This window comes from Streptomyces sp. 184, from assembly GCF_045781775.1.
GTDB lineage: Bacteria > Actinomycetota > Actinomycetes > Streptomycetales > Streptomycetaceae > Streptomyces.
Map to the genome: position 1 here is coordinate 8,037,375 of NZ_CP123230.1, position 12,695 is coordinate 8,050,069.

General features: G+C 74.6%; 9 protein-coding genes. 5 read left to right on the forward strand and 4 right to left on the reverse strand.

Annotated features, from left to right (window positions below; genetic code table 11):
• Positions 1-100: 100 nt before the first annotated feature.
• Positions 101-1,747: a S1C family serine protease gene (locus QBL21_RS34465; RefSeq protein ID WP_407566137.1), complete on the reverse strand. Its 1,647-nt coding sequence runs from the start codon at positions 1,745-1,747 to the stop codon at positions 101-103.
• A gap of 196 nt (positions 1,748-1,943) precedes the next feature.
• Here QBL21_RS34465 and QBL21_RS34470 point away from each other — a divergent pair, with 196 nt between their 5' ends.
• From QBL21_RS34470 to QBL21_RS34480, 3 genes are all read left to right on the forward strand, one after another.
• Positions 1,944-2,927, forward strand: a complete 984-nt coding sequence (locus tag QBL21_RS34470; RefSeq protein WP_407566138.1) for a glycerophosphodiester phosphodiesterase — start codon at positions 1,944-1,946, stop codon at positions 2,925-2,927.
• A 134-nt stretch (positions 2,928-3,061) separates the two neighbouring features.
• A complete protein-coding gene (locus tag QBL21_RS34475) occupies positions 3,062-3,652 on the forward strand; it encodes an ATP-binding protein (RefSeq protein WP_407566139.1) in 591 nt (196 codons plus the stop codon).
• A gap of 147 nt (positions 3,653-3,799) precedes the next feature.
• Complete coding sequence (locus QBL21_RS34480) at positions 3,800-4,777, forward strand: DUF5926 family protein (RefSeq protein WP_407566140.1); 978 nt, start codon at positions 3,800-3,802, stop codon at positions 4,775-4,777.
• A gap of 416 nt (positions 4,778-5,193) precedes the next feature.
• On the opposite strand, the gene QBL21_RS34485 is transcribed toward QBL21_RS34480, so the two are convergent.
• On the reverse strand, positions 5,194-5,895 hold the full coding sequence (locus QBL21_RS34485; RefSeq protein ID WP_407566141.1) for a bifunctional DNA primase/polymerase: 702 nt from the start codon (positions 5,893-5,895) through the stop codon (positions 5,194-5,196).
• A gap of 535 nt (positions 5,896-6,430) precedes the next feature.
• Here QBL21_RS34485 and QBL21_RS34490 point away from each other — a divergent pair.
• Both QBL21_RS34490 and QBL21_RS34495 read left to right on the forward strand, forming a co-directional pair.
• Positions 6,431-8,365 carry a SpoIIE family protein phosphatase gene (locus QBL21_RS34490; RefSeq protein ID WP_407566142.1) on the forward strand — a complete coding sequence of 645 codons (1,935 nt, stop codon included), beginning with the start codon at positions 6,431-6,433 and terminating at the stop codon, positions 8,363-8,365.
• 99 nt (positions 8,366-8,464) lie between these two features.
• Positions 8,465-10,060 (forward strand): aminopeptidase P family protein, encoded by a 1,596-nt coding sequence (locus tag QBL21_RS34495; protein WP_407566143.1) that lies wholly within the window; start codon positions 8,465-8,467, stop codon positions 10,058-10,060.
• A 238-nt stretch (positions 10,061-10,298) separates the two neighbouring features.
• Here the strand turns inward: QBL21_RS34495 and QBL21_RS34500 are convergent, their stop codons facing one another.
• Positions 10,299-11,768, reverse strand: coding sequence for a sensor histidine kinase (locus QBL21_RS34500; protein ID WP_407566663.1), 1,470 nt, complete (start codon positions 11,766-11,768; stop codon positions 10,299-10,301).
• Between the two features lie 214 nt (positions 11,769-11,982).
• Positions 11,983-12,666: a response regulator transcription factor gene (locus QBL21_RS34505; RefSeq protein ID WP_407566144.1), complete on the reverse strand. Its 684-nt coding sequence runs from the start codon at positions 12,664-12,666 to the stop codon at positions 11,983-11,985.
• Positions 12,667-12,695 lie beyond the last annotated feature (29 nt).

Consider the following 12,695-nt stretch of genomic DNA (forward strand, 5'->3'; position numbering starts at 1 on the left):
CGGCGCCTTCCGCTCCGCGGCCCCCGTCCCGTACCCCCCCACACACCACAGCGGCCGGGCACCCGCCTCGGGTGCCCGGCCGCCTGCTGCCCCGGTCCGCCTACTGGTCGCCCTCGCGTTCGCCGAGGGTGAGTTCCGTCGTCTTCTGGTCGCCGCCGCGCTCGTAGGTGATCTCCACCTTGTCGCCCGGCTTGTGCGCCCACAGTTGGGCGATCAGCGTCGGTCCGCTGTCGATGATCGTGTTGTCCAGCTTGGTGATGACGTCGCCGGGCTGGAGCCCCGCGTCGGCGGCGGGGCCGCCGGGCGTGACCGGGTCGCCGGTGGAGTCGCTGGCCGACTCGCTGACCTTCGCGCCCTTGCCCTGGTACGAGTTGTCGACGGAGACGCCGATGATCGCGTAGACCGGCTCGCCCGTGTCGATGAGGTCCTGCGCGACGCGGTTCGCCTGGTTGATGGGGATCGCGAAGCCGAGGCCGATGCTGCCGCCCTGCCCGCCGCCGAAGGGGCTGCCGCTGTCCGCGGGGCGGATCGCGGAGTTGATGCCGATGACGTTGCCGTCGTGGTCCAGGAGCGGGCCGCCGGAGTTGCCGGGGTTGATGGAGGCGTCGGTCTGGAGCGCGTTCATGTACGACTCCTGCTGGCCGGTCGCGTCGCCGGAGGCCACCGGGCGGTTCTTGGCGCTGACGATGCCGGTGGTGACCGTGCCGGACAGGCCGAAGGGCGAGCCGATGGCGATGGTCTGGTCGCCGACGTCGACCTTTTCGGAGTCGCCGAGCGGCAGCGGCGTCAGGTCGGCGTCGGAGGCGTCGGCGAGCTTGATGACGGCCACGTCGTAGCCGCTGGCCTGGCCGACGACCTCGGCGTCGTACGTCTTGCCGTTGGAGAACGTCGCCGTCAGCGAGCCGCTGCCCTCGGCGCCCGCCACGACGTGGTTGTTGGTGAGGATGTGGCCCTGCTTGTCGTAGACGAAGCCGGTGCCGGTGGCGGCGCCGCCCTCCTCGCCGGTGCCGCTGTCACCGCCGCCGCCGCTGGCCTCGATGGTCACGACGCTGGGCAGCGCCTTGTCGGCGATGCCGGCGACGGAGCCGGGCGGGTTCTCGATCTTCTGGCCGTCCTGGGTGCCGGAGACGGTCGTGGACGTGCCGCTGGAGTCGTCGTCGCGCTCGGCGGCCCAGTATCCGACGCCGCCGCCGATGCCGCCGCCGAGCAGTGCGGCGACGAGGGTGGCCGCGACGACGGTGCCCACGCGCCGGCCGCCGCCCGAGGGGGGCCGGGGACCGGAGTCCCAGCCGCCGCCGCCCGGGGGCGGGGCGCTGCCCCAGCCGGGCTGGGTGGGAGGCGGCGAGCCCGCCGGGAGGGGGCTCGCCGGTGTGGCACCCGCAGGGGAGGTTCCCGCCGGCGGCGGGGGCGGGGGCCACTGCGGGCCGGCGCCGCCGGACGAACCGGCGGCGCCGCTGGGCCCGGCCTGACCTCCGGCGGGCCCGGTGTGGCCGGCGCCGGAGCCCGTCCCGCCCGCGGCGCCGACCGCGGCGAACTGCTCCGTACGCGCCCCACCGTGCCCCCCGGCACCCGGGCCACCCGGAGAGCCGGCAGCGTCCGAACCACCCGGCCCTTCGGGTCCCGCCGGCCAGGCGCCGCCGGCCCCTCCGCTCGTACGCTCAGGAGACCCGACCGGAGACCTCGCTCCGGCATCCGGCGGCGGGAAGTCCGGCCGCGGAGGCGTCGCGCCGTCGTTCTCGGTGCTCACAGCTCTCTCCTTCACGTCTCACGCCAGGTGCCAGTTGCGCCTACCCGCCCAACCAGGGTCCCGCACGCCTTGTCAGCGGACGGTAAACCGCACCTAGTCTTTGGCTGACATCCTTTACTTCGGACATACCGGGCGCATCCCCTGGGTGGCAGACGAGGGCCGGGCCGGCGGCCCCGACGGGTGGCACCATGAGCCGGTGAGCCAAGCACCCGCGGATCGGCCGTACGGGCGTACGGAACCGGGCCCGCCCGCCGTCGTCGCGCACCGGGGCGCGTCCGAGGACGCACCGGAGCACACGCTCGCCGCGTACCGCACGGCCATCGAGGAGGGCGCCGACGCCCTGGAGTGCGACGTGCGGCTCACCGCCGACGGCCATCTCGTCTGCGTCCACGACCGGCGCGTCAACCGTACCTCCGACGGCCGCGGCGCCGTCTCCGCACTGGAACTCGCCGACCTCGCCACCCTCGACTTCGGCTCCTGGAAGGCGCGCGAGGCCCGCCGCGACGAGATCGGCCGGCGCCAGCGCGAGGCACCGGAGGAACCGGACTGGGAACGCACCTCGGTACTCACCCTGGAGCGGCTGCTGGAACTGGTCACCGACGCCGGGCGGCGGGTGGAGCTGGCCATCGAGACCAAGCACCCCACCCGCTGGGCCGGGCAGGTGGAGGAGAAGCTGGTCGAGTTGCTGCGCCGGTTCGGCCTCGCCGGCCCGCCGGGCCCCGGCACCCCGCCGGCCGGCGGCACCCGGCGCACAACCCGCAGGGCCGCGGGCCTCCCACCCCATACCGCCCCCGGCACCACCCCCGCCACCGACGAGCCCTCCCTCGTCCGGGTGATGAGCTTCTCGGCCCGCTCCCTGCACCGCATCCACGCCGCCGCGCCCGCCGTCCCGACCGTCTTCCTCATGCAGTTCCTCCTCCCCCGCTTCCGCGACGGCCGCCTCCCGCGCGGCGTCGGCATCGCCGGCCCCAGCCTGCGCATCGTCCGGAACAACCCCGGCTACGTCGACCGCCTCCACCGCGCCGGCAACCGCGTCCACGTCTGGACCGTCAACGAACCCGACGACGTCGACCTGTGCGCGCGCCTCGGCGTCGAGGCCCTCATCACCAACCGCCCGCGCCAGGTCCGGGCCCAACTCGACCGCATCGGCTACGACAACCCGCCCACGGGCCATGCGTGACTACGCGTAGTACACCGGCGCGCGCACTGCGTTCGGTTACGTAACGAGTGCATCAACGGTCGCCGGTTGGCCGGTTTCCGATCCACCCCGCGGGGGCATTGACTCCCTGTTGCGGGGCGAGGAGATCGCTGGGGGTGGTGATGTTCGTGGTGGCACAGCAAGCGCCGGCTTCGTCCATGGCCGTTCCCCACGGCCCGGACGGAGTGGGGCTCGCGCGGCGCCGCCTGCGCGCCGACCTGCGCGCCCGGGGCACGTCCGAGGCGACCGTCGACGACGCCGTGCTCGTCCTGTCCGAGCTGCTCAGCAACGCATGCAGGCACGCCAGACCGCTGGCCACGGCCGCGTCGACCGCGGACGCCGAAGTGCTCGTACGCGCCCGGGGCGACACCGCGCCGGACCACGGCCCGGGCCGGAACCCGCCCCCCGGCGCGGAAGCCGCGGGCACCGCCGCCCAGGCCCCCGAATCACCGCCCGCCGCCCCGGCCCCCGGTACCGCGGACACCCGCGTACGGGCCGACTGGCGCATCGATCCGGACGGCCGCGTCACCGTCGCCGTCACGGACGGTGGCGGACCCACCCGACCACTTCCCGCCACACCCTCGGTCACCGCCAAAGGCGGCCGCGGGCTGGCCATCATCTCCTCCCTCGCCTGCGACTGGGGCGTGCGCTACGACGCCGGCGCCCTCGGCGAGGTCACGGTCTGGGCGTCCCTTCCCGGCCACTGACGCCGGCCCCGGGACCGCACGCGGCACGGACCCCGCACCGCACGCGCCACCGCCCCGGGCACGGGCACCCGACCCGGACACCCGACGCTGGGACTAGGCTCCGGCGGTACGTGACACCGTCCGCGCCCCGAACGGAGCAATCCAGCCATGGCGAAGAAGCGCCGCCCCCGTACGAAGGCATCCCAGCCCGCCGCCGTGCCCGACGGCGACATTCCCGTCGTCGGCGCCCGCGAGCCCTGCCCGTGCGGCTCCGGCCGGCGGTACAAGGCATGCCACGGCCGCGCCGCCGCGCAGGCCGTCACCGAGCTGGTCCGCCGGCCCTTCGAGGGCCTGCCCGGCGAGTGCGACTGGGTGGCGCTGCGCGAACTGGTGCCCGCCGGCACCGCCGAACTGACCCTCGCCGCCGGCCTGCCCGACGACGTACCGTCGCTCACCCTCGCCACCGTGCTGCCCATGGCCTGGCCCGCGCTGCGCCGCGACGACGGCACCGTCCTCCTCGGGCTCCAGAACGACACCGCCTCCGGCGACATCAGCCGCGACCTCGCCGACGTGCTCAAGCGCGCGCTGACCGCCACCCCCGGCTCCCCCGTCGAACCGGCCGCCCCCACCGGCACCGGCGACGGCCCGCGGCTCCAGGACCTCCTCGACTCCTCGGCGGCGATCAGGCCCGTGGTGCACGACGGGTTCGAGTTCTGGCTGGACGACGCCGAGTCGGCCACCGGCGAGGTCACCGCCTCGCTGGAACGGGCCAACGCCGCCGCCATCCCCACCGCCCGCCTCGACGGCGTCGAGGCCGCGTACTGGTGCGAGGCGCCGGAGAAGAACCACCTGCGCTGGGTCATGCCCCACCCCGAGGAGCGCCTCCTCGACGCCCTCGCCCGGCTGCACGCCGCCGGCACCTCCGCGCTCGCCGAAGACACCCGGCTCGTCGGGTCGTTCCGCGCGCACGGGCTCGTGGTGCCCGTGTGGGACCTGCCGTCGGCCATGACGGCGGAGGACTGCGAGAAGCCGGCCGCCGAGTTCCGGGAGCGGCTGGAGGCGGCGCTGGCCGTGACCGAACCGCTCACGGGGACCGAGCGCAAGGCCCGCGGCGGACTCGCCAACCGCCAGGTGACGCTGAGCTGATCAACTGCATACCGTGCGGTATGACGGGTCCATCATTTGACGGGAATTACGACGTTCGAATTTGCGAAACGCCAAAGTGTTGTTACCGTCGCTTGTAGCCCGGTCGCTGGTGCATCCCCCGTCGCCAGCGGCCGGGTCTTTACATGCCCGGTCGCCGGCGCCCGCCGAAATTTCACGCGAAGCCGCGGAACCCACCACCCCGACCGCACAGGGCCATTCCGGTGGAGCCGGAAAAGCCGACGGCGCGCACGGGCCGCCTCACGGCACACCTGCCCGTACGCACCGCTCTGCCTCTCGTACGCACCACACGGCCGCGCACAGGCACGGCCCGGCCGTACGTACGCACCACACGGCCCGGCGCCGCGCCGCTCATCACCACACGGCCCGGCACCATACGGCCCGGCGCCGCGCGCCGCTCAGCCGGCGAGTCTGCTGCCGCCGCCCGGGGCCGCCGCCACCGCCTCCACCAGGACGTCGACCACCGACGCCACCGGAGGCACCCACGGCGCCCCGCCGTCCGGCCGCGGCGCCCGCTCCCAGCGGACCCGCCCCGCACCCGTCTCCGACGGCGGCAGCGCCAGATAGCCGCCCTCGCCGTGGAAACCCAGCGACGAGGGCACCCAGCCGTGCTCGCCGAGCAGTTCGCCCAGCTCGTCGTAGTCGTAGCTGGCCACCAGCAGCGCCCAGCGCTCCGGCGTGGCCACCACCGGGCCCGTACGCACACCGAGCCGGTCCAGCCGGGTCAGCGCCCGGGCGGCGGTCACGGCGGGCAGGCTGACCGCGCTCGGGGCGCGGCCGCCGGTCGCGAGCAGCACCGGCGCGTCGGGGCGTTGCTCCCACCACCAGTGGACCATCCGCGGGTCCGTGGTCGCGGCGAGCACGCCGGGGTCATGGGGATGTGCTCCGGGTGCGGCGCACTCCGGATAGGGGCAGGCACACCCGCGGTCGCGCGGCTGCGCGGCCGGGGCCTGCGTCCGGTCTCGCCGGCCGCGCCTCGGGGGCTCCAGGCTCGCTCCGGGCACGACGGGCCACTGCCACTGCGAAGCGAACGTCAGCGCCGCGTCCGGCAGCGCCCGCTGCCCGTTACGCCTGCGCCGCTTTCCGGGATATTCGCGCATGAGCGCTCATCCTTCCGTGGCACCAGGGTCTGCTGGCCGATCACCTTGCGAGGGTCATGCAGTCACTGCTGTCTCGATGCGGTGTCTCTGCTGCGTCGGTGCGCTGCTTCGGTGCGTCGGTGCGTGCGCTGGGTTCGTACGGTCGCGCGGCACGCACGGGCGGAGCCCGGGCTCTGATCTGTAGGACGCACTGCCGCCTGGGCGGGTTCCTGCCGTTGCCGGCTTGTGTGGGGACCTCCGTGTCGAAATCCAGTCGACCGCAGTTGAACAGAGCACCCATCGATTTTCAGCCAATCACAGATGCCCCGCGAACACCACCATGCCCGGGCCGACAACACTGGACATCGCATCACCAGTCCGTGTAAATGTGGATCTATTGCGAGTGGTACAGCATGAGATGGGGGTCTGCAATGCTGCTGAGCGCGATGCAAGTGCCGGTCAGGCCCGTATGGAGGGGCTGCACCGGACCGCCGGCCGCGGGTGCGGGACCGCTGCGCGAAGGCCGCCTGCTTTGAGCACCCCACCGTTCCCGAATGTGGCTGGAATTGAGCTACAGCGGCTGCTACGACCCGCAATCACCCACCCCACCGAGTCCCCCGCGGCCTCGTACGACCGCCTCTCCGCCTGGGCCGGCGACCTCACCGCCCTGCACGAACTCACCGGACGCCTCGCACGCACCACGGAGTTGGAACAAGCGCTCCACGAGATCCTCCGCGCCGGCGCGGAACTGCTCGGCGCGCGCCGCGGATTCGCCGTACTCCAGCCCGCCGACGGCCGCGGCCCCGACGCCCGCGTCGGCTACGGCATCGGCGCCGCGGAACTGGGCGCCATGGAAACCGTGCCACGCGCGTCCACGTCGTACGGACGGATCCTCGACACCCCCGCCGCCACCCGCCCCGCCGACATCTGCCGCCCCGACCTCGCCGCCGAACCCGATCTCCACCCCCGCCACCGCGACGTCGCCACCCGCCTCGGCTACGCGGCGGGCTACGCCGTGCCGCTCACCGCGACGACGGACAGGGCCGGCGGCGCGGGCGCGGGGGGCGACGGAGGGCCGGCGGGGAGCGCACCGGCGGGTTCAGGACACCCGGGACCGGGACAGCCGGACCAGGGCGGTATGGCACAACCGGGCCAGACGGGAACCGGACAGCGGGGACAGCGGGGACAGCCGGGCGCGGGACAGCCGGGCGCGGTGCAAGCGGGCGCGGGACAAGCGGCACCCGGGCAGCCGGCTCCCGGACACGCGGGTACGGGCCCGGGGCACGCCGGGCCGGGGCAGCCGGGTGCCGCCCAGCCCGGCGAGACCACGTACGGGCAGCGGCACCCCGCGGCACCCGGCCCGACCGGCTACGGACCGCAGGCCCCGCCCGCACCGGGCCCCGCCCACCCCGGCCGCCCCGCCGCGACACCCCCCGACCCGCACACCCCCGGATACCCCGTACCGGGACAACCCGGCGCGCCCGGCCCCGTACCGCCCACCGGACCCCCCTACGCCCCCGGCGCACGCCCCGGGCCCGTACCGCCGCCGCCCTCCCGGCCCGGCGCGCCCCCGCAACCCGGCGCCCCCCGCCCACCCGGACGCCCCGCCCCCGCGCCCGCCTCCTCCGCGCCCGCGCTCCTCGCCGCAGTCGAGTGGCTCTACGACGAACCCGCCCGCCCCACCGACCGCCAGCGCCGCATCGCCGGCCTCTACGCCCGCCACGCCGGCGACCACCTCGCCCGCCTCCTCGACCTCGCCCGCGCCCGCACCGCCGCCGACGGCGTACGCGCCGCGCTGCTCCCCGCGTGCCTCCCCCGCGTACCCGGCGCCCGCGTCGCCGTCCGGCACCGCACCGGACCCCGCGGCGGCGGCGACTTCTACGACGTACTCCCCCTCCCCGACGGCGCCCTCGGCCTCGCCGTCGGCTCCGCCGGCGGCGGCGGGCCCGCCGCCGTCGCCGCCATGGGCCAGTTGCGGGCAGGACTGCGCGCGTACGCCGTCATGGAAGGCGAAGACCCCGTCGCCGTCCTCTCCGACCTCGAACTGCTCATGCGGCTCACCGAACCCGGGCGCCGCGCCACCGCCCTCTTCGCGTACGCGCCGCCCGGCCGCCGCAGCATCGTCGTCGCCGGCGCCGGCCACTGCCCGCCGCTCGTCACCGGCCCCTGGCGCACCGAGTACGCCGAGACCACCCTGTCCGCGCCGCTGAACATGCTGACCTGCTGGGAAGCGCCCAGCGTCACCATCGACCCCGCCCCCGGAGAAACCGTCCTGCTCTACACCGACGGCCTCCTCCACCGCACCGGCCGGCCCACCGACCAGGCCATGACCCGCCTCCACCACGCCGCCGCCACCGCCCCCGCGCCCGTACGCGACGACCCCGAAGCGCTCACCGACCACGTCCTCGCCCGCCTCCTGCCCCCCGGCCCCGACGACGGCGCCGACCACCCCGAGGACGTCGTCCTGCTCGCCGTACAGCTCACCGGCTGAGCGCTCCCGCTCGTTCGAAACGTCACTGCTCGCAGGGTCTTCGAGCCGCGCCCCCGGCCGTACGCTGGAAGCGGCCGACGCATCGCAGAGGAGGAAGCCGTGACCGAGGAGCAGCCGCAGACCCGGACGCCCGAGAACGCGGAGACCGCGGAACCCGCGGAGACCGCGGAAGGCGCCGCGGGCGCGGACGGTGCGGAGGGCGCCGGGGGAACCGAAGGAGTCGAAGGCGCCGAGGGGGCCGAGGGGACCGAGGACGCGGAGAAGCCCGTCAAGCAGCGCAAGAACGGCCTCTACGGCGGCCTCTCCGACGAACTCGCCGAGAACATGAAGTCCGGCTGGGCCGACACCGAACGCCACGACCTGCGGCCCGTCCCGCAGGCCCCGTACGCCGCCGACCGCCGCGCCGCGCTCTCCGCCCGCTTCCCCGGCGAACGCCTCGTCGTCCCCGCCGGCAACCTCAAGGTGCGGGCCAACGACACCGAATACCCCTTCCGGCCCTCCTCCGACTACGCCTACCTCACCGGCGACCAGACCGAGGACGGCGTGCTCGTCCTGGAACCCGTCACCACCGACGACGGCAAGCCGGGCCACGAGGCGACCGCGTACCTGCTGCCGCGCTCGGACCGTACGAACGGCGAGTTCTGGCTCTCCGGCCAGGGCGAACTGTGGGTCGGCCGGCGCAACAGCCTCACCGAGAACGAGAAACTGCTCGGCCTGCCCGTCAAGGACGTGCGCAAGCTGACCGAGCACCTCGCCGAGGCCACCGGGCCCGTACGGCTGCTGCGCGGCTACGACGCGGCCGTCGACAAAGCACTCGACGACAAGGTCACCGGCGAGCGGGACGAGGAGTTCCGCGTCTTCCTCTCCGAGATGCGGCTCGTCAAGGACGAGTTCGAGATCGCGGAGCTGGAGTACGCGTGCGAGTCGACCGCGCGCGGCTTCGAGGACGTCGTGAAGGTCCTCGACCGGGCCGAGGCCACCAGCGAGCGCTACATCGAGGGAACATTCTTCCTCCGCGCCCGCGTCGAGGGCAACGACGTCGGCTACAGCTCCATCTGCGCCGCCGGCCCGCACGCCACCACGCTCCACTGGGTACGCAACGACGGCACCGTCCGCTCCGGCGACATGCTCCTGCTCGACGCCGGCGTCGAGACCCGCAACCTCTACACCGCCGACGTCACCCGCACCCTCCCCATCGACGGCACGTTCACGCCGCTCCAGCGGCGCATCTACGACGCCGTCTACGAGGCGCAGGAGGCCGGCATCGCCGCCGTCCGGCCGGGCGCGGCGTACCGCGACTTCCACGACGCCGCGCAGCGGGTGCTGGCGGCGAAACTCATCGAGTGGGGGCTGCTCCAGGTCGACGACGTGGACAAGGTGCTGGAGCTGGGGCTCCAGCGGCGCTGGACGCTGCACGGCACGGGGCACATGCTGGGCATCGACGTCCACGACTGCGCCGCCGCCCGCACCGAGGAGTACGTGGGCGGGACGCTGCGGCCGGGCATGTGCCTGACGGTGGAGCCGGGGCTGTACTTCCAGCTCGACGACCTGACGGTGCCGGAGGAGTACCGGGGCATCGGGGTGCGGATCGAGGACGACATCCTGGTGACGGAGCTGGGCTGCCGGAACCTGTCGGACCACCTGCCGCGGCAGGCAGACGAGGTGGAATCCTGGATGGCGCGCCTGCGCGCCTGAGGCGGGGGCAGGGCGCGGGGACGCGGTCGCGGGGCTGCGCGAGAAGTGCGGAGCACCGGCCGGTGCGTACGGGCGGACACCGGCCGGTGCACTGGAGAAGACGCAAGGCGGGCACGGAAGGTTCGCACGAATTCCGTGCCCGCCGGCAGCCGCCGGGGCCATCCGTCGCCAACCCACGACCACCTGACAGAATTTGCAATCTGTCAGCCGTCATCCGTCATTCGTTAGCCATGGGTCATCATCCGTCGGTCTGCCCGCGCAGCGGCAGCCGCACCGTGAACAGCGCCCCGCCGCCCGGGGCTTCGCCGATGCCGATCGAGCCGCCGTGGCGTTCGACGACGTTCCGGACGATCGCCAGCCCCAGGCCCGCGCCGCCGTCGTCGCGGCTGCGCGCGTCGTCGAGGCGTACGAACCGCTCGAAGATCCGCTCCCGGTCCGCCGGCGGCACTCCCGCGCCGTCGTCCGCGACCTCCAGCACCACCCACGTACCTTCGCGGCGCACCCGGACGTCGACCCGGCCGGCGGCGTGCCGTACGGCGTTGTCCAGCAGGTTGCCGAGGACGCGCTCCAGTTGGCTCCGCGAACCGGCCACCGTCGCGTCGGCCGGTTCCCCGGCCACGACCGCCACCCGGCGCCCGGCGTCGGGGCCGCCCGGTCCCTCCGCGTTCCGGCGCTCCACATCCTCGCGCACCAGCGCGTCCAGCGCGACCGGCTTGCCCAAAGGCTCCTCCCCGGCGTCGAGCCGGGCCAGCAGCAGCAGGTCGGCGGCGAGGTGCTGGAGCCGCACGGTGTCCGCCACCGCGCCGTCCAGGTCGAGCAGTTCGGGGTGGGCGGCGGCGACTTCCAGTTGGGTGCGCAGGGAGGCGATGGGGCTGCGGAGTTCGTGGGAGGCGTCGGCGACGAAGCGGCGCTGGCGCTCGACGGACTCCTCCAGCGCGGTCAGGGTCTCGTTGGTGGTACGGGCCAGCCGGGCGACCTCGTCGCGGGTGGCGGGTTCCGGGACCCGGCGGGACAGGTCGGTGGAGGCGGTGATCGCGGCCATCTCGCCGCGGATGCCCTCGACCGGGCGCAGCGCGCGCCGGGTGACGAGCCAGGTCACGCCGGCCACGACGGCGAGCAGCGGCACCAGCCCGGCGAGCATGGTGCGGCCGACGGTGTCGACGGCCTTCTGCTCGGTGTCGAGGGGGACGCCGGCCCAGACGGTGTAGGTCCGGCCGTCGGGGGAGGTGGTCTTGAGGCCGGCGAAGCGGTAGTCGCCGCGTTCGCCGTCGAGTACGGCCGTGCCGTCGTCGTGGTCGGGCTCGTCCTCGACCTCGCCCCGGCGCGGCGCGGGGTCGTCGTCGGAGTCGTCCGAGGCGGAGTCGTCGGCGTTGGAGTCGTCCGAGCCGGAGTCGTCCGAGTTGGAGTCGTCGTCGGAGCCGGAGGGGGAGTCGTCGTCCGCGTCGTCGTCGGAGTCGTCGTCCCCGCTGTCCCCGTCGTCCCCGTCGTCGTCGGAGTCGTCGGAGTCGTCGGAGTCGTCGGAGTCCCCGGTGGGGCTCGGCGTCGGGCTCGCCGGGCTCGGGCTCGGGCTCGACGTCGGCGTCGGGGATGCGGTCGGCTCCTTGCGGGTTTCCGGCGGGAGTTGGGTCTCGGGGCCGCCGGCGCCGTCGATGATGGTGAGGTCGTCGCTGGCGAGCACCGGCTGGTCGTTGTCGTCGCGTACGACCATGGGGTTGTCGTCGGGGAGGTCGATGTCGGCGAGCGGGGTGCCGTTGCTCAGGTCGGTGGCGATGCGGCGGGCGTTGACCTCGGCCCGGAGTGCGGCCTGGTCGTGCAGGTTGGAGCGGAGCACGAGCAGGACGGCGACGCCGGCGGCGACGAGCGCCAGGGCGACGACGGCCGTCGCGCCGACCGCGGCCTTGGCGCGTACCGAGGCGAACGGGCTACGCACGGGCACCGCCGGCGCCGTCCGGGTCGGCGAGCCGGTAGCCGGCGCCGCGTACGGTCTGGATGGTGCGGGCGCCGAGTTTGCGGCGCAGGGCGCTGACGTAGACCTCGACGATGTTGGGGTCGCCGTCGTACGCGAAGTCCCAGGCGTGGTCGAGGATCTCGGACTTGGCGACGACCTCGCCGGCGCGCTGCGCCAGCACTTCCAGGACGGCGAACTCCTTGGTCGTCAGGGCCACCTCCGCCTCGCCGACGTGGACGCGGCGCGTGGCGGGGTCGACGGCGAGGGCGCCGACGCGCAGGACGGGCGCGGCGGTGCGGCCGTGGCGGCGCAGGAGGGCGCGTACGCGTGCGAGGAGGACGACGTAGCTGAAGGGCTTGGTGAGGTAGTCGTCGGCGCCTGTGTCGAGGCCCTCGGCCTCGTCGTACTCGCCGTCCTTGGCGGTGAGCATGAGGATCGGGGTCTCGTCGCCGGCGGCGCGGAGGGCGGAGCAGACGCGGTAGCCGTTCATGCCGGGGAGCATGATGTCGAGGACGATGAGGTCGTAGTCGGTCTCGGTGGCCCGGTGCAGGCCCTCCGCGCCGTCGTGGACGACGTCCACGGCGAAGCCCTCGGCGGCGAGTCCGCGGGCGAGGGAGGTGGCGAGGCGTCGTTCGTCCTCGACGATCAGCAGTCGCATGCCCCAAGGGTCGCAAACCGAAGCTGAAG